The sequence below is a fragment of the Ruegeria sp. BJ5 genome, assembly GCF_056537865.1.
In genome coordinates this window covers 424,542-444,758 of sequence record NZ_JBQFSH010000002.1, presented here as the reverse complement: position 1 = coordinate 444,758, position 20,217 = coordinate 424,542, and the positions used below count along the sequence as shown (strand labels likewise).

Here is a 20,217-nt window from a genome sequence, read left to right as displayed (position 1 = left end):
GCCGCATAATCCTCACAGCCAACAGGGACAGAACAACATGAATAATCGTTTGCAAAAAATCACCATCGTGGGTGGCGGTACGGCCGGCTGGATGACGGCGCTGCTTCTCGAGATGGTGTTTTCGCGCACTTCAGCACCCAAGGATCGTCCGCGGATCTGCCTGATCGAAAGCCCGAACATCGCCACGGTCGGCGTTGGTGAAGCGACCGTGCCGCGTATGCCGGTCACGCTCCGGCAGGCTGGAATTTCCGAGCGAGACTTTTTCCGCGAAACCAATGCGTCGTTCAAGTTGGGCGTCAAATTCTGCAACTGGAACAAGGACGCAAAGGGAAAACGCATCGACTATGTGAACCCATTTGCCCATGGCCAGATGCTGGAGGGCCTCGAGGCCGCCGAATACTTCCTTCGGTTTGGCAACGGGGACCGGGATTTCACTCAGTCCATCTCGCCGCATGATGACCTGGCTCGGCTGTGCAAGGGCGCGCGGCTTCTGGGGCAACCCGAATTCGAGCAGCGGTTTGGCTATGCCTATCACCTGGACGCCGTAAAATTCGCAGGCATGTTGACAAGGGTCTGTACGCAGCGTGGCGTCGAACATATCCGCGACGAGGTGCAGTCGGTCGAGTTAAATGAACAGGGCAATGTCAGCCATCTGATGCTTGAGCGTGCAGGCCGCCACGATATTGAAATGGTCGTGGACTGCACCGGTTTCCGCGGCCTGATCATCAATCAGGCACTGGGCGAGCCGTTCATGGATTATTCGGACTATCTGCCGAACGACCGTGCCATGGCGTTGCAGATCGAGCACCCCAATCCGCGGAAGATCGAAAGCGTCACGCGATCGACTGCACTTGGCGCTGGTTGGACATGGCGCGTGCCTCTCTACAACCGTGTGGGTACGGGATACGTGTATTCATCCGCGCACCGGACGGATGATCAAGCGGCGGACGAATATCTGGAGTGGCTGGGTGACAGCGGCAAAGGCGCGACGCCGCGGGTGATCCCCATGCGGATCGGGCGCGTTCGCAATGCGTGGGTGAAGAACTGCGTTGCAATCGGGCTGGCCGGTGGGTTCATCGAGCCGCTTGAAAGCACTGCGATCCATATGGTCGACCATGCTGTGCGCTGGTTCGCCGAGCATTTGCCGACCCGCGATATCGAACCCTCACTGAGGGACAGGTACAATCGTCAGATGAACAAGCTCTATGACGAGGTGCTGGATTTCATTTGCCTGCATTACAAGCTGAACAATCGCACCGATGATCAATACTGGATCGACGCGCGGACCGAGATGAAGGTGCCGGACAGGCTTGCTGAAAACCTCGAGCTTTGGAAGAACCGCCTTCCGATGCAGCACGATGTCGAGTTTGCAACGCTGTTTGACCATCGCGTCTATCAGACGGTTCTGCTGGGCAAGCAGGTCTATGATACGGGGTATGGCACTGGAATTCGTGATCGCATTCGACCATTGCGGAAGGACATTTGGTTCCAATGGTGGAAGGGCGCGAAAGTGGACCTTGCGCAGATCCTGAAAGCGATGCCGGATCACAAAACCCTTCTGCGCGACATTCGCGGAGAGCTCAAGCAACCCACCTTTGCGATGGCCAAGGCGGCACAGCCGACCGTTCCGATGCCGGGTGCCGCGCCCGAACCGGTGGTCATCCAGAACATGCCGAACCTGGCCGAGATTCAAAGCGGCAAGAAAGACCTGCAACTGTTCTAGGTCTCTCGGCTTCGGCTGATATTGAGAGCTTCGAAATGGTTGAGGGCAGGGTTGCAGAACCCTGCCTTTTTTGACCTCAATCCGGGGTTGCGCAACAAAAGTATGTTACGTAATAACATAACATGCCAGTTGGGACGTTTCCCCAACCCATTCTGTTCGGTCCAGTTCCAGCTCTGAAAATTCGCATTGGTACAGTCGATGCCCATGACCATTCAAAGACGCAATCTGCGCAGCCGCCTGAACCGCCGGAGACGGCACCGCCCCGCGATGCAGGCCTATGACACCCTTCCGCCTGAGTTGCGTCAGTGGCTTGCGAATGCCTGCTTGCCGTGGAGTCCGAACTCGGCCCTCAAGATTTGGAAGGCCGCCGGTGGGGCAAAGGCCCCGGCCGACGCTCTGGCGCGTTTGAAAGCGATCGAGCAGGCCATGCTGCTGAGGGATGCCCGGATTTGGGAGGAGTAGCTGGCCCGGAAAACGCAAGCGGAATTCTGCGTCGGCTTGCAATATGGGCCTTTCTGCTTGCGCTGCGCCTAGAATCCGCCTATACGCGCGCTGTCTGAACAAGGGCGGTCAACGCCCGGGCGACGTATCTGAGCAGGGCCGGGTTTCCTCGGCCCTTTGTGTTTGTTTAGCCAGATGCGCACCGGGTCACGCCAGAGGACATCATGAAACAAGACCGGCGGAGACAACCGCTCGGCCAGCAAAAACGTTATGTAAAGGAAAACAACGCCACATGGCTAACGCATCCATGGAGGAATTCGAAGCCCTCCTGAACGAAAGCTTCGAAATGGACACCCCCGAAGAGGGTTCGGTTGTCAAAGGCAAGGTCATCGCGATCGAAGCGGGCCAAGCCATCATCGACGTAGGCTACAAGATGGAAGGCCGTGTCGATCTGAAAGAATTCGCAAATCCTGGCGAAGCTCCTGAAATCGCTGTTGGCGACGAGGTCGAAGTCTACCTGCGCGCCGCAGAAAACGCCCGTGGCGAAGCAGTCATCTCGCGCGAGATGGCCCGCCGTGAAGAGGCATGGGACCGCCTGGAAAAAGCATATGCCGACGACCAGCGCGTCGAAGGTGCTATCTTTGGTCGCGTCAAAGGTGGCTTCACCGTGGATCTGGGTGGCGCAGTTGCGTTCTTGCCCGGCAGCCAGGTTGACGTTCGTCCCGTGCGCGACGCTGGCCCGCTGATGGGTCTGAAGCAGCCGTTCCAGATTCTGAAAATGGACCGCCGCCGTGGCAACATCGTTGTCTCGCGTCGTGCAATCCTGGAAGAATCGCGTGCCGAACAGCGTGCCGAAGTCATCGGCAACCTGTCCGAAGGTCAGACCGTCGAGGGTGTCGTCAAGAACATCACCGAGTACGGTGCATTCGTTGACCTGGGCGGCGTTGACGGCCTGCTGCACGTCACCGACATGGCATGGCGCCGTGTGAACCACCCGTCCGAGATCCTGACGATCGGCGAAACCATCAAGGTTCAGGTCATCAAGATCAACAAGGAAACCCACCGCATCAGCCTGGGCATGAAGCAGCTGCAGGAAGATCCGTGGGATCTGGTTGGCGCCAAGTACCCGCTGGGTTCGGTGCACAAGGGTCGCGTCACCAACATCACCGACTACGGCGCGTTCGTCGAGCTGGAGCCCGGTGTCGAAGGTCTGGTGCACGTGTCCGAGATGTCCTGGACCAAGAAAAACGTCCACCCCGGCAAGATCGTTTCGACCAGCCAGGAAGTCGACGTTATGGTTCTGGAAATCGACGGCGCCAAGCGTCGCGTGTCCCTGGGCCTCAAGCAGACCCAGCGCAACCCGTGGGAAGTGTTTGCAGAAACGCACCCCGAGGGCACGCAGGTCGAAGGCGAAGTCAAGAACATCACCGAATTTGGTCTGTTCATCGGTCTGGAAGGCGACATCGACGGCATGGTTCACCTGTCGGACCTGTCGTGGGACGAGCGTGGCGAGGATGCCATCCAGAACTACCGCAAGGGCGACGTCGTTCAGGCGGTCGTCTCGGAAGTTGATGTTGAAAAAGAGCGTATTTCGCTGTCGATCAAAGCTCTGGGCGGTGACAAGTTTGCCGAAGCCGTGGGCGGCGTGAAGCGTGGCTCGGTCATCACCGTCGAAGTGACCGCGATCGAAGATGGCGGCATCGAGGTGGAGTACGAAGGCATGAAGTCCTTCATCCGCCGTTCGGACCTGAGCCGCGACCGTGCCGAACAGCGCCCCGAGCGTTTCTCGGTCGGTGACAAGGTCGACGTCCGCGTCACCAACGTGGACAGCAAGACCCGCCGTCTGGGCCTGTCGATCAAGGCGCGCGAAATCGCCGAAGAGAAAGAGGCCGTTCAACAGTACGGTTCGTCGGACTCGGGCGCATCGCTGGGCGACATTCTTGGCGCAGCGCTGAAGTCCGGCGACTAAGCCAGACTTGCAGTTTTGAACACTCAAACGGCCCCGCTCATCCCGAGCGGGGCCGTTTCTTTTGCGAATCAATGTGTTCCGGTTTTGCGAGTTATTCGGCGATAGGTGCAGGCATGAACTGCCGGATTCGCGTCTGTACACGCGAATTTCCGGTGCTTTCTTGGAAAATGCACCCCGGACACACAGAGTTTACATTCCACCCGGCACCGTTTTTTCCTATACTGGCCAAACCAGTAGACGAGATGACACGGTGACCTGGGAGGGTAGCACGCATGATCCGTTCAGAACTGATTCAGAAAATCGCCGACGAAAATCCACATCTGTACCAACGTGATGTCGAGCGGATCGTGAATACCGTATTCGAGGAAGTCACAGACGCGATGGCGCGCGGTGACCGTGTCGAACTGCGGGGCTTCGGAGCTTTTTCGGTCAAGAAACGTGATGCGCGCGTCGGCCGGAACCCTCGCACTGGCGAGACGGTTCAGGTCGAAGAAAAGTGCGTGCCGTTTTTTAAGACCGGCAAGTTGCTAAGGGATCGTTTGAACGGTAAAGCGTGATCTCATGATGCGCTACATTCGATACGGTTTTCTTGCGGTCCTGGGGATCGTCCTTGTCTCGGTCTCGCTGGCCAATCGCCAGATGGTGCAGTTGCAGTTGATGCCGGACGCCTTATCTGACCTGCTTGGCTTCAATCTGGCCACCTCGCTGCCGCTGTTTCTTGTGGTTCTTGGCGGGATCGTGGCTGGCCTTATCATCGGCTTTCTGTGGGAGTGGCTGCGCGAGCACAAGCACCGCAAGGACGCCACAGTCAAAAAGACCGAGGTCAAGAAGCTCGAGCGCGAGGTCAAGAAGCTCAAGAAGAAGCAGAACGAAGGTCAGGACGATGTGCTTGCCCTTCTGGACGAGGCCAGCTGAGAGCCGATGTCTGCCGAGATCAGCGTAAAAATCTGCGGCTTGACCGCACCCGAGCATGTGCGGGCAGCCGTCGAAGCAGGTGCGCGATACATTGGGTTCAATTTCTTTCCCAAGTCTCCACGCTATGCACCGATTGCCCAGGCAGCGGCGCTGGCCAGTGACGTGCCGGTCGGCGTGGCCAAAGTGGCCCTGGCGGTAAACTTCACCGACGCGCAGTTGGATGAGATCGTGGCGGGGGTTCCACTGGATATGCTGCAGCTGCATGGTGCCGAAAGCCCCGAGCGCGTGGCCGAGGTCAAATCACGCTACGGCTTGCCGGTGATCAAGGCGATTGGAGTGGCTGAAGCCGAGGATTTGGCCGCAATAGACCTCTACTCGGACGTGGCCGATCAGTTGTTGGTTGACGCCAAGCCGCCGAAGAACTCTGAGCTGCCCGGCGGCAACGGATTGCCTTTTGACTGGCGTCTGCTCGCCGGTCGTAAATACTGGCGGACGCCGTGGATGCTGTCGGGGGGACTCAACCCGGGCAACGTAGCCGAGGCGATCCGTATGACCGGTGCAAGGCAGGTCGATGTGGCATCGGGCGTGGAAAGCGCCCCGGGAGTCAAGGATCCGTGCCTGATCCGCTCATTTATTGAAGCGGCACGGTGATCTGACCAGAACGCGCTTGCGTATCCTTCTCAAAGGGGAGGATGAAGGATGCTGGCTGCAATTGGCGCGGTTTCACTGAAGCGATGGTACCATGGGCCCGAGTTTTTCTGGCGTGCGGGCAAGGCCTTGCGCCAAGCCAAGGGCGATCCCTTGTGCCTCCATGCCGAGGTGTTTTTGCATGAGGGCGCGTATTTCTCGCTGAGCGTTTGGCACGACGTCGAAGCAATGCTGACCTTTGCCCAGTCGAACCCGCACCGAGGGGTGATGCAAGCCGCCCCCCGTTTGGCCAATACCTACCACTTCCGTCACTTTGCCTGCATCGCCATTCCGACCCGGGATCAGGCGCTGACTATCTGGATGAACGGCAGTACCGCGGCGGAATAGTGCGATTTGCGATGGCAAATCCCGCCGGCACCTCCTAATAACAACAGGCACGACGATGGAGACCACCATGGCCAATGATCTGTTCAATTCCTTCATGTCCGGCCCGGATGAAAACGGCCGCTTCGGTATTTTCGGCGGGCGGTTCGTCAGCGAGACTCTGATGCCGTTGATCCTGTCGCTGGAGGAGGAATACGAGAAGGCCAAGACCGACCCGAGCTTCTGGGCCGAGATGGATGATCTGTGGGCCAACTATGTGGGCCGTCCGTCGCCACTGTATCACGCCGAGCGCCTGACCGAGCATCTGGGCGGCGCCAAGATCTATATGAAGCGCGACGAGTTGAACCACACCGGCGCGCACAAGATCAACAACGTGCTGGGCCAGATCATCCTGGCGCGCCGCATGGGAAAGACCCGGATCATCGCCGAAACCGGGGCCGGGCAGCACGGCGTCGCTACAGCGACCGTCTGCGCCAAGTTCGGCCTGAAATGCGTGGTCTATATGGGCGCACATGATGTCCAGCGGCAAGCGCCCAACGTGTTCCGTATGCGCTTGCTGGGGGCCGAGGTGATTCCGGTGACCTCGGGCCGCGGCACCCTGAAGGACGCGATGAACGACGCGCTGCGCGACTGGGTGACCAACGTGCGCGACACGTTCTACTGCATCGGTACTGTGGCCGGACCGCATCCGTACCCGGCGATGGTGCGCGACTTTCAGTCGATCATCGGCAAGGAAGCCAAGGAACAGATGATGAAGGCCGAGGGTCGCCTGCCGGACACGATCATCGCGGCGATCGGTGGCGGCTCGAACGCCATGGGTCTGTTCTATCCCTTCCTCGACGACAAATCGGTCAACATCATCGGCGTCGAAGCGGGCGGCAAGGGCGTCAACGAAAAGATGGAGCATTGCGCCTCGCTCACGGGCGGCCGGCCTGGTGTTCTGCATGGCAACCGTACCTATCTGCTGCAGGACGACGACGGCCAGATCCTCGAGGGGTACTCGATTTCGGCCGGGCTCGACTATCCGGGCATCGGCCCCGAACATTCCTGGCTGCACGATAACGGGCGCGCGCAATATGTCTCGATCACTGACAAAGAGGCTCTTGCGGCGTTCCAACTGTGCTGCGCGACCGAGGGCATCATCCCCGCGCTCGAACCCAGCCACGCGCTGGCGCATGTCATGAAGATCGCGCCGGAGCTGCCAAAGCATCACATCATCTGCATGAACATGTGCGGACGTGGCGACAAGGATGTTCAAACGGTCGCCAAGTATCTGAACTTCGACATGTCTGATACCGAGGGTCGCGACGCAACCTAAGGGCAGCCCAAAGATCCGGACCCGGCACGCTTCGACCGTGCCGGGTTTTTCATTCCCGGTTCACTGTCCAGAGTCTGCACGGTGGCTGGTCAGAACGTGCAGCGGCACGATTTCCAATGCGCGCTGGTGAGTCGCCTCAAGATGAACCTTTGGCGCACAGCCCTCGTCATGGGCCTGCATGAACCGCGCGGCACACAGGCACCAGCTGTCACCGGGCTTCAGGCCCGGGAAATCGAACTCAGGCCGTGGCGTGCTCAGGTCGTTGCCGACATATTTTGAATAGGCCAGAAATTCAGCGGTCATCACCGCGCAGACCGTGTGGCTGCCGCGATCCTCAGGGCAGGTGTTGCAGGCCCCGTCGCGGAAAAAGCCGGTCAGGGGCTTTCGCGAACACGGAGCCAGCACGCCGCCCAGAACATTTATGCTGTCCTGCTTTTGCATGCAGCTACCTTACAGGCTTTGCGCGATCTTGCGGAACATTTCGATGTTCTGCTCATTGACCCCGGGCTCGCGGAACTTCCGATCAGCGCCCGTGGCTACGATCAGCACGCCGCGCGACTGGTCGAAATACATGTACTGACCATAAACGCCGCGTGCCAGAAACTCACCGTCATGGGCACCGACGGGGATCCACCATTGATATCCGTAGCCGATCTTGCCGGGCTCGGTCGGCGCGCTTGGCAAGGTGGATTCCTTGATCCAGTCGGCCGGAACGATCTGGCGTCCATCGCGCATGCCGTTCTGCAGGATCATTTGGCCAAAGCGGGCGTAATCCCGCGTCGTGAAATTCAAGCCACCCAGAACAAAGGCTACACCGGCGCCGTCGGTGATATAGTATCCGTCCCGCTCAAGACCGAGGTGCTGCAGGATCTTTTCGTCCAGCAACGCGGTGACGCTTTGACCCGTCGCCCCTCGGATCACCATTCCTATGACATGGGTATCGATGGAAACATACTGCCAAGTCTCTCCCGGTGCCGCGAAACTGTCCTTCAACGAGGCCGCAAAATCATCCAACTCGCCCCCAAGGGCGACGACCCGACCCATCCGATTGATGTCGGATTTCGGGTCCAGATAGTCTTCGTCAAAGGTTACACCGCTGGCCATGTTCAGCACGTTGCGGATCGTTGCTGTTTCATAGGCGCTGCCCTGCAACTTGGGGGCATATTTGATGACCGGATCATCCAGCGAGGCTATGGCGCCCTCCTCAAGAAGGATGCCGAACAGAGCGGATAAATAGCTTTTGGCCATCGACCACGAGATCCGGCGGTCTTCCGGCGATGTGCCCAGGAAATACTCCTCGAACCGGATCTGCCCGTCCTGAATCACCAGCAGGGATGTAACGGCACGCTCTTCGATCCAGTCCGGCGTCTCGGCGGGCAGGTCGAATTCAGCGCCATAGGGCAGGTCCCAAGAGGGGCCGTTCCCGCGAGGGAGGTCGACAGTCAGAAACGCCGCGTCCATGTGAGAGAAATTCTGAACGATTTTTTCTTCGGAAAACAGAGAGTTCACCGCCAGAAGGCGCTGAATTTCCTCGCGCTTCCAGAAACCGACAACTGCAGCGGCCAAGACCAGCGTCAGGACGATTCGCAGCAGCCATTTCAGACCTGTTTTCATGATATTCCTCCCGTTTGGCGGCATTGGATCGTGATGACTGAAATTCCGCAATTGCTACGTTGCGGAAGGTCTTTGCCGCTATCGGAACTTGTCCAACAGCTTCTGCATCGCCGAACGGTCATCGGGCGTTGCCGTCTCGGCTTTCGGGGCAGGAGAGGTCTTGGTTTCGGACTTGGGCGTCGTGGCGGAACTGCGCGGCGGCGCTGTTCGCAGCGCCACGGCGTTCATGAACTTGGCCGTATCGCCCGCAGCGAGATGAACCGCTCCGTCTGCAACGCCTTGCAGAACATCATCCAGCCAGTCGGTGTCGGCCTTGGCGAAATCGCCCAGAACGTGGGGCGAGACCAGCTCTTTGCGTCCGGGATGGCCGATCCCCAGCCGGACACGGTCATACGCTGCACCGATATGGTCGTGGATCGACCGCAGGCCGTTATGCCCGGCATGGCCGCCACCTGCCTTGGCGCGAACCTTCCCGGGTGCAAGGTCCAATTCGTCATGGAAAACGGTCACATCGGTTGAGCCGAGCTTGAAGAACCGCATGGCCTCGCCGACCGATTGGCCCGAACGGTTCATGAAGGTCATGGGCTTCAGCAGCAGGACCTTCTCTCGGCCGAGCATTCCTTCGGATATTTCACCCTGAAATTTCGAACGCCATGGCCCAAAGCCATGATCCCTGGCGATGGCATCCACCGCCATGAAACCGATATTGTGCCGGTTGCGGGCATACTTTGCGCCCGGATTGCCCAATCCGACAAACAGCTTCATCGCGAATTCCTTGTGCGTTTCGGTCCGGCGCAGAATTGCACGAGATGCCTTTCCAGTGCCAGCCGGTCGTTCAAAGAAAAACGGGGCCCTGGACGAGGCCCCGCTTCAAATTCCAATCCGAAGGATCCGAAACTATTCTTCGTCTTTGCCTACGACTTCAACTTCGTCGGCTGCGACTTCCTCTTCACCTTCGCCTTCTTCGTCGTCGCTGGACGCCAGGCCGGTCGGTGCCGAGATGTTCGCAATCACGAAATCACGGTCGATGGTCGGTTTGGTGCCGTTGGGCAGGTCAACCGACGAGATGGTGACAACGTCGTTGATTTCCAGACCGGTCAGATCGACGGTGATCTTTTCGGGGATGTCGCCGGCGGTGCAGACCAGCTCGACCTCGGGACGGACAACGGTCAGAACGCCGCCCTTCTTGATGCCGGGGGCTTCTTCCTCGTTGATGAACTCGACGGGGATGTACAGGGCGATCTTGGTCGTGCGACGCAGACGCATCAGGTCCAGGTGGGTCGGCAGGTCCTTGACGACATCACGCTGAACGTCGCGGCAGATGACGCGGACGTCTTCGTGGCCTTCGACCTTCAGGTTCCACAGGGTCGACTTGAAGCGGCCTGCCTTCAGGCGCTTGAACAGTTCGTTGAACGGAATCTGGATCGGCAGCGGGTCTTTCTCGCCACCAAATACGATGCCCGGAACCATGCCGTCGCGGCGTGCCTGACGAGCGGCGCCCTTGCCCGTCCCCGTCCGTTCCAGAGCTACGAGATCAGGAATCTCACCAGCCATGATAAATCTCCAATGTTAGGGCGGGGTGCCTCCAAGGCTGTCACCCCGCGTGAAGCGGCGTCCTTAGACCGAATCCGGCCATTTGGAAAGGGGTAAAAACGATTTCCGCGTCATTCCTGCCAGCGGCCGCAGAAATCTTGCGGAACAAGCAGATTGTGCGGCCCCAGATCGGCCACGTTGCGCTCGCCGCACAGGGCCATGGTGGTGTCCAGTTCCTTCTGGATCACTTCCAGCGCGGTGGTCACGCCCTTTTGGCCCATCGCGCCCAGCCCGTAGACGAAAGCGCGCCCGATATAGGTGCCCTTGGCCCCCAGCGCCAGCGCCTTGAGCACGTCCTGCCCCGAGCGGATGCCGCTGTCGAGATGCACTTCGACCTCGCCGCCCACCGCATCCATGATCCGCGGCAGCATCCGGATCGAGCTGAGCGCGCCGTCCAGTTGCCGCCCGCCATGGTTCGAGACCACGATGGCGTCGGCGCCCAGCTTGGCCGCCATCTTCGCGTCTTCGGGGTCAAGGATGCCCTTCAGGATCACCTTGCCGCCCCATTGCTCCATCAGTTTCTCGATCTTCGTCCAGTCGAGGCTGGGATCGAATTGTTCCGCGGTCCACGCGCCCAGTGACGAGGCGTCCGAGATGCCCTGAACATGGCCCACGATATTGCCGAACTCGCGCCTCTTGGCGCCCAGCATCTCGATGCCCCAGGCCCATTTCGTCATCAGGTTTGCGATGGTTTTGGCCGTCAGTTTCGGCGGGGCGGACAGGCCGTTCTTCAGGTCCTTGTGCCGTTGGCCGAGGATTTGCAGATCAAGAGTGATAACCAGGGCCGAGCATTTGGCATCCTTGGCGCGCTGGATCAGGCGGCGGACATAGTCCTCGTCCTTCATGGTGTACAGCTGGAACCAGAACGGCGCGCCGGTATGTTCGGCCACATCCTCGATCGAGTTGATCGACATGGTCGACAGCGTGAAGGGCACGCCGAAATCCAGCGCGGCCTTGGCGGCCTTCATTTCACCATCCGCATGCTGCATCCCGGTCAGACCCACGGGCGCGAGGGCCACCGGCATGGCCACGTCCTGTCCAATCATCTGCGATGCGGTCGAGCGGCCGGACATGTCCACCGCAACCTTTTGGCGCAGACGGATGTCGTGGAAGTCCGAGCTGTTGTCGCGGAAGGTCTGCTCGGTCCAGCTGCCGCTTTCGGCATAGTCATAAAACATCCGGGGCACCCGGCGTTCATAGATGCGTTTGAGGTCGTCGATATTGGTAATGACAGGCATGGCCGCGCCTTTCTGCAGATTGGTTAGGTTTCTTTACCAATTCTTCCACCGCGGCGCAACGGCCAGTTGCGCAAGTGGTCAGGTGGGACGAAGGCGCAAAGAAAAACCGCCGCAGGCGTGCGGCCTGCAGCGGTTGAGACCGATTGGGGTTTTGGCTTCAGGCGCTGTGGGCGCCGTCTGACAGCGATTTCACGAAATCCAGAACCTCGGCCACGGGTTTGCCGGCGGCGATTTGGCTGACGATGGCTGAGCCGACCACCGCCCCGTCGGCAACGCTGGCGATGGCGCGTGATTTCTCGGGCGTGTTGATGCCGAAGCCCACGATCACCGGAAGATCGGTCGCCGCCTTGATGCGCGCGACCTCGGGGCCGACATCGGTGGCCTCGGCTTCGGCCGCACCGGTGATGCCGGTGATCGAGACATAATAGACAAAGCCCGAGGTGTTCTGCAGCACTCTCGGCAGGCGCTTGTCATCTGTGGTGGGCGTTGCCAGCCGGATGAAGTTCAGCCCGGCCGCCTGCGCGGGCAAGCACAGCTCGTCATCTTCCTCGGGCGGCAGGTCTACGACGATCAGGCCGTCGATGCCGGCCTCTTTGGCGTCGGCCAGGAACTTGTCCACACCGCGGCTGTAGATCGGGTTGTAATAGCCCATTAGTACGATCGGGGTGGTGTCATCGGTTGCCCGAAATGCCTTGGCCAGATCCAGCGTGCGCTGCAGCGTCATGCCACCGTCCAGCGCCCTTTGACCAGCCGCCTGAATGGTGGGGCCGTCCGCCATCGGGTCGGTGAAGGGCAGGCCCAGTTCGATCACGTCCACGCCGGCACCCGGCAGGCCGCGAACGATCTCAAGCGAGGTGTCATAGTCGGGATCCCCGGCCATGATATAGGCGACAAAGGCCTTCTTCCCTTCGGCTTTGAGGGCGGCGAACTTGGCGTCGATACGGGTCATGGACGATCCTTGCATACAGATTTGGACCTGATGTGCAGAAACTTTGGCCGAAAATCAATCCCGTCCTGAGCGGTGGGGTCAGAAGTTCAGATGATACCGCAGCAACAGCGCGTTCACGCCGGGGTTTTCCTCTTGCGTGCTGGCGTTCGATTTGTGGGTCACGGCCAGCGATATTTCATTGCCGTTGTTCAACGTATAGCCCAGCCCGAAAAGGCTTCGGATTTCGAAGCTCCCGCCCAGGTCGTTCAACTCGTTGGCTTCGCTGTAGAAACCCGGCATCACGCTGCCTTCCACGAACCATCTGTCGGCAAAGGAATAGATCCCGATCACCCCGGCGCCGATATGTGTGTTTCCATCCTCGTCCACCGACAGCGCGGCCCCGAGCGCAGCGCTGAAGCGGGTGGCGTCGTGAAATGGCCGGTGCTGGTATTCGAGGGAAAAGATCGCCTGGTCAATCGAGCTGCTGTCCGAATAGTCGGCGTAGCCGGCGCCGAAAATCACCGACTGCGCCTGCGCGGCTGTTGAAAAGGCCAGAAAAGCGGCGCTTGAAAGGAGGTTTTTCATAGGGATGTTCGCTGTTGATATTCGTTACAAAGTTAAAGTTTGACACTATTCTCTCGTGTTCAATGTCAACAAGCACACGTTTTCCCTACATTTTCGTGATGTTGCAGATTGGACTCAGGGCCAGCTGCCACGGGTGCCTTGCGCATCGCACCGGACCCGCATAGAAGCAGCCCGCGAATGGCATCAGGAGGCCGTCATGGGCTTTAAAATGGGTATCGTGGGTCTGCCGAATGTCGGCAAGTCGACCCTGTTCAACGCGTTGACCAAGACCGCGGCCGCGCAGGCGGCGAATTTCCCGTTCTGCACGATCGAGCCCAATGTGGGTGACGTGGCCGTTCCCGATGCGCGTCTGGACAAGTTGGCTGCGATCGCCAAATCGAAGCAGATCATCCCGACGCGTATGACGTTCGTGGATATTGCGGGCCTGGTCAAAGGCGCTTCGAAAGGTGAGGGGCTGGGGAACCAGTTTCTGGCCAACATTCGCGAAACCGATGCCATCGCTCATGTATTGCGCTGTTTCGAAGATGGTGACGTGACCCATGTCGAAGGCAAGGTCGATCCGGTGGCCGATGCCGAGACCATCGAGACCGAACTGATGCTGGCCGATCTGGAAAGCATCGAAAAGCGTCGCGCCAACCTCGTACGCAAGCTCAAGGGCAACGACAAGGAGGCGCAGCAGCAAGACCGGTTGCTGGCCACCGCGCAAGAGATGCTGGAAAGCGGCAAGCCCGCCCGTTTGGTCGAGGTGTCCGACGAGGATGCAAAAGCCTGGAAGATGCTGCAGTTGCTGACTACCAAGCCGGTCTTGTATGTCTGCAATGTCTCGGAAGAAGACGCGGCCGAAGGCAATGAATATTCCGCGCGTGTGGCCGAGATGGCCGCGGCGCAGGGCAATGCCCATGTCATCATCAGCGCCAAGATCGAAGAAGAGATCAGTCTGCTGGAGCCTGAAGAGGCGCAGATGTTCCTCGAAGAGATGGGGCTCGAAGAACCGGGCCTCGATCGACTGATTCGTGCGGGGTACGACCTGCTCAAGCTGGAAACCTATTTCACGGTTGGCCCGAAAGAGGCGCGCGCCTGGACCATTCGCAGGGGCACTGCGGCACCTCAGGCGGCCGGTGTCATCCACGGCGACTTTGAAAAGGGCTTCATCCGCGCCGAGACAATTGCCTATGATGATTTCGTGGCGTGCAATGGCGAACAGGGCGCCAAAGAGGCCGGGAAGATGCGTGCAGAAGGCAAAAGCTATGTCGTCAAGGATGGCGACGTGATGCACTTCCTCTTCAACACTTGATCTCGAAACAGCTTTTCTGGGCCGGCATTGGCGGTATCTTGAGGTATCGCTCCTGTCCGCCCGAGGCCCGCACGTGTTCGAAATCCGCGATCTGCAGTTGCTCAGCGCCTTGGCGCGTCACCGCCATTTTGCCAAGGCGGCCGAGGAGTGCGGTATTTCGCAGCCCGCGTTCTCGATGCGTATCCGCAACCTCGAGGATCGGCTTGGCGTGTCCATCGTCCGCCGTGCGAACCGCTTTCAGGGCCTGACCGAAGAGGGCGAGATGATCGTCCGCCGCGCTCGCCGCATACTGGATGACGCCAAAGCGCTCGAGCAGGAGGTGCAGGCGATCAAGGGCGAGATCACCGGTACACTGATCCTGGGCGTGATCCCGACCGCCATCGCGTTTACTGGCCGCTTGGTTAAGCGGCTGCAGCAGGCGCATCCGCGTATCCTGTCGCGGATCGAGACGATGTCGGCCACGGCAATCCAGCACCGCCTGGACGAAGGCAGCCTGGATGCCGGCATCACCTATGGCGACAGCATCGGCACTGACCTGCGCTATGTGCAGCCTTTGTACGAGGAAACCTATGTTTTGCTCATCCCCGAGCATATGACGCAGGGCAAGGGCCCGATCCCGTGGGCGCAGGTCGCCGAGTTTCCGCTCAGTTTGCTGGAGCCTCAGATGCAGAACAGGCGCATCCTCGACAGGATATTTGCCGAACAGGGGTTGCATCCGCGTGTGGTGGCCGAAACCAGCGGGTTTACTGCCTCGATGGTCATGGCGCGTGAGGGGCTGGCGGCGACGGTCGTACCACGGGTTCTGGTACGGGCGCTCGGCGATTTGAAAGGCACGCGTGTCCTGCCTCTGGTTGATCCTGTGGTCAGCAAGCCGATCTGTCTGGCGACGCTGGCGCGGGATCCAGAATTGCCCACCGTTGGGGCATTGCGGCAGGTCGTGACGTCTTTGCGGTGATAAACTGTCGTTATCGTGCGATTGGTTTTTGCGATTTGACGATATGCTACTCTGATGAGAGACGAGGCTCGATCGGAGGGCATCATGGCACCATTGGATACCAAGCCATCAGGCGCGCCAAAGGGCGTCTGGAAGTCAGGTAAAGGCAAGGGGCGGCACACGCCCAAGGGCCGTCAGTTCACGGACGAGGCGCAGGCCGAGATTCAGCGCCTGCTGGGCGACCGCCCGCGCCGCCGCGACCTGCTGATCGAGTTTCTGCATCTGATCCAGGACACGCACGGCCATATCAGTTCCGACCACATCGCCGCGTTGGCCGTCGAGATGCGGATCGGTCAGGCCGAGATCTACGAGACCGCGACTTTCTATGCCCATTTCGACGTGGTGAAAGAGGGTGAAACTCCTCCCCCGGCTCTGACGATCCGCGTCTGCGACTCACTGTCCTGTGAAATGGCTGGCGCACAACAGCTGAAGAAGGCGCTGGAGGATGGGCTGGACCCGTCCGAGGTGCGCGTTCTGCGCGCGCCCTGCATGGGGCGCTGCGACACCGCGCCGGTGCTGGAAATCGGGCATAACCATATCGACCACGCGACCCCCGAAAAGGTGCAGGCCGCCGTCGCGGCGGGCGACACCCACGCTCATCTGCCCGACTATGAGACCTTTGCGACCTATGTCGAAAGCGGCGGTTACGCCAAACTGAAAGAACTGCGCGAAGGTGGCGACTGGGAAGAGGTTCAGGAACAGGTTCTGGCCTCGGGCCTGCGGGGCCTCGGCGGTGCCGGTTTCCCGTCGGGCAAGAAATGGGGTTTTGTCCGCATGAATGACGGCCCGCGCTATCTGGCCGTGAACGGGGATGAGGGCGAGCCCGGCACCTTCAAGGACCGCTATTACCTGGAGCGCACGCCGCATGTTTTCCTCGAAGGCATGCTGATCGCCGCCTGGGCGGTCGAGGCACAGACCTGCTTCATCTACATGCGCGACGAATACCCGGCGGTACTCGAGATCCTGCGGCGCGAGATCGCGGCGCTGGAACAGGACGGGATCGTCGAGAAAGGCTATATCGACCTGCGCCGCGGTGCGGGTGCCTATATCTGCGGTGAAGAATCCGCGATGATCGAGTCGATCGAGGGCAAGAAGGGCCTGCCCCGCCACCGCCCGCCTTTCGTGGCGCAGGTCGGCGTTTTCGGCCGCCCGACGCTGGTGCACAATGTCGAGACGCTCTACTGGGTCTCGAAGATCTGCCGGGAAGGCCAGGAAATCCTCAGCTCAGTCGAAAAGAATGGCCGCAAGGGCCTGCGCAGCTATTCGGTTTCGGGCCGGGTGGCCAAGCCGGGCGTCTACCTGCTGCCGGCAGGCTCGACCATTTTGGACGTGATTGATGCCGCCGGGGGCATGGCCGAGGGCCACGTCTTCAAGGCGTATCAACCGGGCGGGCCGTCTTCGGGCCTGCTGCCCGCGTCGATGGACGACATCCCGTTGGACTTCGACACTCTGCAACCGCACGGCACCTTCATCGGGTCCGCCGCAGTGGTTGTCCTGTCCGATCAGGACACGGCCCGCGATGCGGCGCTGAACATGCTGCGCTTCTTCGAAGACGAAAGCTGTGGCCAGTGTACGCCCTGCCGGGCGGGCTGCGAGAAGGCAGTCAAGCTGATGCAGGCCGACAAGTGGGACACCGACCTGCTGGAGGACCTGTGCCAGGTGATGGGCGATGCCTCGATCTGCGGTCTGGGGCAGGCGGCCCCGAACCCGATCCGCCTGGTCATGAAACATTTCGCAGACGAGATTTGAGGGAGACAGCCATGCTTGACGCAAGCGAAACCAAGACCGTCACCTTCAACCTGAACGGCGAAGACGTGACCGTGCCCGAAGGCACCACGATCTGGGAAGCGGCCAACGGGAAGGGTCTGGTCATCCCGCATCTGTGCCACAAGCCCGCGCCGGGCTATCGCCCCGACGGCAACTGCCGCGCCTGCATGGTCGAGGTCGAGGGCGAGCGCACGCTGGTCGCCTCGTGCATCCGTCCGGCGGCTGAAGGAATGGTCGTGAAAACCGACACCGACCGCGCCGAGAAATCGCGCGCGCTGGTGATGGAACTGCTGGTGGCCGACCAGCCCGAACAGCCGCATGATGCCTCGAGCCATTTTTGGGACATGGCCAAGCTGAACGATGTCAGCGACAGCCGCTTTCCGGCGAAAGAGCCCGAGAAGATCCCTCTTCTGGATGACAGCCATGTGGCGATGCGGGTCAATCTGGATGCCTGCATCAACTGCAACCTCTGCGTCCGTGCCTGCCGCGACGTGCAGGTGAATGACGTGATCGGCATGGCCGGCCGCGGGCATACCGCCCAGGTGGTGTTCGACCAGAACGACCCGATGGGTGACTCAACCTGCGTGGCTTGCGGCGAATGCGTTCAGGCTTGCCCCACCGGCGCGCTGATGCCCGCCACCGTGCTGGACGACCAGCAGCGCGGCGACAGCAAGGATTACGATTCCGAGACCGAAAGCGTCTGCCCCTTCTGCGGGGTGGGCTGCAAGGTCAGCCTCAAGGTCAAGGACGGCAAGGTCAAATATGTCGAGGGCATCAACGGCCCAGCCAATGAAGGCCGCCTGTGCGTCAAGGGCCGGTTCGGGTTCGACTACATCCACCACCCGCACCGCCTGACCAAGCCGCTGATCCGGCGCGAGGATGCGCCGCCCAAGGGGTTGAACGTCGATCCTGCCGACTGGAGCACCCATTTCCGCGAGGCCACCTGGGACGAAGCGCTGGACCTGGCCGCCAAGGGGCTGATGAAGCTGCGGAGTGAGGATCCGCGCAGCGTTGCGGGCTTTGGCTCGGCCAAATGCACCAACGAAGAGGCCTATCTGTTCCAGAAGTTCATCCGGCAGGGCTTTGGCCACAACAACTTGGACCATTGCACGCGGCTGTGCCACGCCTCGTCGGTGGCGGCGCTGATCGAGAACGTGGGCTCGGGCGCGGTGACCGCGACCTTCAACGAGATCGAGAACGCCGATGTCGCGATCATCATCGGCGCCAACCCGATCGAGAACCACCCCGTCGCAGCCACCTATTTCAAGCAGTTCGCCAAGCGCGGCGGCAAGCTGATCGTGATGGACCCGCGCGGCGTGGGCATGCGCAAATTCGCGACCGAGATGCTGCAGTTCCGGCCCGGTGCCGATGTCTCGATGCTGAACGCGATCATGAACGTGATCGTCGAGGAAGAGCTGTATGACAGCCAGTACATCCACCGCTGGACCGAGAACTGGGAGGCCGAGAAGGAGCACCTGCGCCAGTTCACCCCCGAGAAGATGGCCCCGATCTGCGGCATCGAACCGGATCAGCTGCGCCGCGTGGCCCGGATTTTCGCCAATGCGAATGCGGGTCTGATCTTCTGGGGCATGGGCGTCAGCCAGCATATCCACGGCACCGACAATTCGCGCTGCCTGATCAGCCTTGCGCTGATGACGGGCAATTTGGGCAAGCCGGGTGCGGGCCTGCACCCGCTGCGCGGGCAGAACAACGTGCAGGGGGCCTCGGATGCCGGCCTGATCCCGATGTTCCTGCCTGACTACCAGTCGGTCACCGACGACGCCGTGCGTGCCAAGTTCAGCCAGGTCTGGAACTCGGGCGATTTCTCGAACGAGAAGGGCTTGACCGTGACCGAGATCATCGACCACGCCTATGCGGGCAAGATCAAAGGCATGTACATCCTGGGCGAAAACCCGGCCATGTCCGACCCCGACGTGCACCACGCCCGCGAGGCGCTGGCCAAGCTGGATCTGATGATCGTGCAGGACATCTTTTTGACCGAGACGGCGAACTATGCCGACATCATCCTGCCGGCCTCGGCGCTGTATGAAAAGAACGGCACGGTATCGAACACGAACCGTCAGGTGCAGCGCGTGCGCCCCGCGGTACCGCCGCCGGGCCAGGCGCGCGAGGACTGGGCGATCACCGTCGATCTGGCAAAGCGCATCGGGCTGAACTGGGATTACACGGATGTTTCGCAGGTGTTCAACGAGATGAAGCTGACCATGGCTTCGCTGGACAACATCACATGGGAGCGGCTCGAGACCGAGAGCATCACCTATCCGTCGCTGTCCGAGACCGATCCGGGCCAGTCGATCGTGTTCGGAGACGGCTTCCCGCGCCCGGATGGCCGTGCGAAATTCACCCCTGCCAGCATCATTCCTCCGGATGAGGCCCCGGACGAGGAATTCCCGATGATTGCCACCACAGGACGGCAGCTGGAACACTGGCACACCGGGTCCATGACCCGTCGTGCCAAGGTTCTGGACGCGGTCGAGCCCGAGGCGAACTGTTCGATGAATCCGCGTACGCTCAAGCTGATGGGGATCGAACCCGGCGAGATGGTGCGTCTGACCACCCGGCGCGGCTCGATCGAGATCATGGTGCGCGCCGACCGGGCGATCGCCGAGGACATGGTGTTCATCCCCTTCGCCTATGTCGAAGCGGCGGCGAACATCCTGACGAACTCGGCCATCGACCCCTATGGCAAGATCCCCGAGTTCAAGTTCTCGGCCATCCGTGTTGAAAAGATCGAGGACGCCATCGCGGCCGAGTAACGACTGCCACCACTCACCAAAACCTTGAA

At 60.5% G+C, this 20,217-nt stretch carries 19 protein-coding genes; 12 read left to right on the top strand and 7 right to left on the bottom strand.

Going from position 1 to position 20,217, the window contains the following annotated elements; all coding sequences use genetic code 11:
• Positions 1–37: 37 nt before the first annotated feature.
• The 8 genes from ACR0NY_RS09700 to trpB all read left to right on the top strand — a co-directional run bounded on the left by ACR0NY_RS09700 (position 38) and on the right by trpB (position 7,398).
• Positions 38–1,723 carry a tryptophan halogenase family protein gene (locus ACR0NY_RS09700; protein ID WP_170339897.1) on the top strand — a complete coding sequence of 562 codons (1,686 nt, stop codon included), beginning with the start codon at positions 38–40 and terminating at the stop codon, positions 1,721–1,723.
• Positions 1,724–1,927: 204 nt separating this feature from the next.
• Positions 1,928–2,185: a DUF6525 family protein gene (locus ACR0NY_RS09695; RefSeq protein ID WP_254432845.1), complete on the top strand. Its 258-nt coding sequence runs from the start codon at positions 1,928–1,930 to the stop codon at positions 2,183–2,185.
• A gap of 271 nt (positions 2,186–2,456) precedes the next feature.
• Positions 2,457–4,133: a 30S ribosomal protein S1 gene (rpsA, locus tag ACR0NY_RS09690; protein ID WP_093964601.1), complete on the top strand. Its 1,677-nt coding sequence runs from the start codon at positions 2,457–2,459 to the stop codon at positions 4,131–4,133.
• A 272-nt stretch (positions 4,134–4,405) separates the two neighbouring features.
• Positions 4,406–4,690, top strand: coding sequence for an integration host factor subunit beta (gene ihfB, locus ACR0NY_RS09685; RefSeq protein ID WP_050603110.1), 285 nt, complete (start codon positions 4,406–4,408; stop codon positions 4,688–4,690).
• 7 nt (positions 4,691–4,697) lie between these two features.
• Positions 4,698–5,048 (top strand): lipopolysaccharide assembly protein LapA domain-containing protein, encoded by a 351-nt coding sequence (locus ACR0NY_RS09680; RefSeq protein ID WP_170368506.1) that lies wholly within the window; start codon positions 4,698–4,700, stop codon positions 5,046–5,048.
• Between the two features lie 6 nt (positions 5,049–5,054).
• The gene (locus ACR0NY_RS09675; protein ID WP_170367903.1) at positions 5,055–5,699 is read left to right on the top strand and encodes a phosphoribosylanthranilate isomerase; all 645 of its coding nucleotides are present in this window, start codon (positions 5,055–5,057) and stop codon (positions 5,697–5,699) included.
• A gap of 48 nt (positions 5,700–5,747) precedes the next feature.
• Positions 5,748–6,083: a hypothetical protein gene (locus tag ACR0NY_RS09670; RefSeq protein ID WP_170339900.1), complete on the top strand. Its 336-nt coding sequence runs from the start codon at positions 5,748–5,750 to the stop codon at positions 6,081–6,083.
• A gap of 67 nt (positions 6,084–6,150) precedes the next feature.
• Entirely contained in the window at positions 6,151–7,398 is a 1,248-nt protein-coding gene (gene trpB / locus ACR0NY_RS09665) for a tryptophan synthase subunit beta (RefSeq protein ID WP_170367905.1), read from the top strand.
• Positions 7,399–7,458: 60 nt separating this feature from the next.
• Here trpB and ACR0NY_RS09660 read toward each other — a convergent pair whose 3' ends face one another.
• The 7 genes from ACR0NY_RS09660 to ACR0NY_RS09630 form a co-directional block, all read right to left on the bottom strand.
• On the bottom strand, positions 7,459–7,839 hold the full coding sequence (locus tag ACR0NY_RS09660; RefSeq protein ID WP_093964605.1) for a DUF2237 family protein: 381 nt from the start codon (positions 7,837–7,839) through the stop codon (positions 7,459–7,461).
• Positions 7,840–7,848: 9 nt separating this feature from the next.
• Positions 7,849–9,012: a serine hydrolase domain-containing protein gene (locus tag ACR0NY_RS09655; protein WP_170367907.1), complete on the bottom strand. Its 1,164-nt coding sequence runs from the start codon at positions 9,010–9,012 to the stop codon at positions 7,849–7,851.
• A 78-nt stretch (positions 9,013–9,090) separates the two neighbouring features.
• Entirely contained in the window at positions 9,091–9,777 is a 687-nt protein-coding gene (gene pth / locus ACR0NY_RS09650; RefSeq protein WP_170367909.1) for an aminoacyl-tRNA hydrolase, read from the bottom strand.
• A 132-nt stretch (positions 9,778–9,909) separates the two neighbouring features.
• Positions 9,910–10,566, bottom strand: a complete 657-nt coding sequence (locus tag ACR0NY_RS09645) for a 50S ribosomal protein L25/general stress protein Ctc (protein ID WP_093964607.1) — start codon at positions 10,564–10,566, stop codon at positions 9,910–9,912.
• Positions 10,567–10,676: 110 nt separating this feature from the next.
• Positions 10,677–11,843: an alpha-hydroxy acid oxidase gene (locus tag ACR0NY_RS09640; protein WP_170367911.1), complete on the bottom strand. Its 1,167-nt coding sequence runs from the start codon at positions 11,841–11,843 to the stop codon at positions 10,677–10,679.
• Positions 11,844–12,000: 157 nt separating this feature from the next.
• Entirely contained in the window at positions 12,001–12,792 is a 792-nt protein-coding gene (gene trpA, locus ACR0NY_RS09635) for a tryptophan synthase subunit alpha (RefSeq protein WP_170339909.1), read from the bottom strand.
• A 78-nt stretch (positions 12,793–12,870) separates the two neighbouring features.
• A complete protein-coding gene (locus ACR0NY_RS09630) occupies positions 12,871–13,356 on the bottom strand; it encodes an acyloxyacyl hydrolase (RefSeq protein WP_170367913.1) in 486 nt (161 codons plus the stop codon).
• Positions 13,357–13,552: 196 nt separating this feature from the next.
• Here ACR0NY_RS09630 and ychF point away from each other — a divergent pair, with 196 nt between their 5' ends.
• The 4 genes from ychF to fdhF all read left to right on the top strand — a co-directional run bounded on the left by ychF (position 13,553) and on the right by fdhF (position 20,188).
• Complete coding sequence (ychF, locus tag ACR0NY_RS09625; RefSeq protein ID WP_170357094.1) at positions 13,553–14,650, top strand: redox-regulated ATPase YchF; 1,098 nt, start codon at positions 13,553–13,555, stop codon at positions 14,648–14,650.
• 73 nt (positions 14,651–14,723) lie between these two features.
• Entirely contained in the window at positions 14,724–15,605 is an 882-nt protein-coding gene (locus tag ACR0NY_RS09620) for a LysR family transcriptional regulator (RefSeq protein ID WP_093964611.1), read from the top strand.
• A gap of 84 nt (positions 15,606–15,689) precedes the next feature.
• Positions 15,690–17,393 carry an NAD(P)H-dependent oxidoreductase subunit E gene (locus ACR0NY_RS09615; RefSeq protein WP_170367915.1) on the top strand — a complete coding sequence of 568 codons (1,704 nt, stop codon included), beginning with the start codon at positions 15,690–15,692 and terminating at the stop codon, positions 17,391–17,393.
• 11 nt (positions 17,394–17,404) lie between these two features.
• Positions 17,405–20,188, top strand: coding sequence for a formate dehydrogenase subunit alpha (fdhF, locus tag ACR0NY_RS09610; protein WP_170367917.1), 2,784 nt, complete (start codon positions 17,405–17,407; stop codon positions 20,186–20,188).
• The last annotated feature ends 29 nt before the right edge of the window (positions 20,189–20,217 follow it).

Bases quoted from the DNA above. Each gene is read 5' to 3' on its own strand.
- ACR0NY_RS09670 (WP_170339900.1), top strand. From the start codon at position 5,748: ATGCTGGCTGCAATTGGCGCGGTTTCACTGAAGCGATGGTACCATGGG.
- ACR0NY_RS09680 (WP_170368506.1), top strand. From the start codon at position 4,698: ATGCGCTACATTCGATACGGTTTTCTTGCGGTCCTGGGGATCGTCCTT.
- ACR0NY_RS09630 (WP_170367913.1), bottom strand. From the start codon at position 13,356: ATGAAAAACCTCCTTTCAAGCGCCGCTTTTCTGGCCTTTTCAACAGCC.
- pth (WP_170367909.1), bottom strand. From the start codon at position 9,777: ATGAAGCTGTTTGTCGGATTGGGCAATCCGGGCGCAAAGTATGCCCGC.
- ACR0NY_RS09615 (WP_170367915.1), top strand. From the start codon at position 15,690: ATGGCACCATTGGATACCAAGCCATCAGGCGCGCCAAAGGGCGTCTGG.
- fdhF (WP_170367917.1), top strand. From the start codon at position 17,405: ATGCTTGACGCAAGCGAAACCAAGACCGTCACCTTCAACCTGAACGGC.
- ACR0NY_RS09640 (WP_170367911.1), bottom strand. From the start codon at position 11,843: ATGCCTGTCATTACCAATATCGACGACCTCAAACGCATCTATGAACGC.
- ACR0NY_RS09655 (WP_170367907.1), bottom strand. From the start codon at position 9,012: ATGAAAACAGGTCTGAAATGGCTGCTGCGAATCGTCCTGACGCTGGTC.
- ACR0NY_RS09700 (WP_170339897.1), top strand. From the start codon at position 38: ATGAATAATCGTTTGCAAAAAATCACCATCGTGGGTGGCGGTACGGCC.
- ACR0NY_RS09675 (WP_170367903.1), top strand. From the start codon at position 5,055: ATGTCTGCCGAGATCAGCGTAAAAATCTGCGGCTTGACCGCACCCGAG.
- ychF (WP_170357094.1), top strand. From the start codon at position 13,553: ATGGGCTTTAAAATGGGTATCGTGGGTCTGCCGAATGTCGGCAAGTCG.
- ACR0NY_RS09695 (WP_254432845.1), top strand. From the start codon at position 1,928: ATGACCATTCAAAGACGCAATCTGCGCAGCCGCCTGAACCGCCGGAGA.
- trpB (WP_170367905.1), top strand. From the start codon at position 6,151: ATGGCCAATGATCTGTTCAATTCCTTCATGTCCGGCCCGGATGAAAAC.
- trpA (WP_170339909.1), bottom strand. From the start codon at position 12,792: ATGACCCGTATCGACGCCAAGTTCGCCGCCCTCAAAGCCGAAGGGAAG.
- rpsA (WP_093964601.1), top strand. From the start codon at position 2,457: ATGGCTAACGCATCCATGGAGGAATTCGAAGCCCTCCTGAACGAAAGC.
- ihfB (WP_050603110.1), top strand. From the start codon at position 4,406: ATGATCCGTTCAGAACTGATTCAGAAAATCGCCGACGAAAATCCACAT.
- ACR0NY_RS09660 (WP_093964605.1), bottom strand. From the start codon at position 7,839: ATGCAAAAGCAGGACAGCATAAATGTTCTGGGCGGCGTGCTGGCTCCG.
- ACR0NY_RS09645 (WP_093964607.1), bottom strand. From the start codon at position 10,566: ATGGCTGGTGAGATTCCTGATCTCGTAGCTCTGGAACGGACGGGGACG.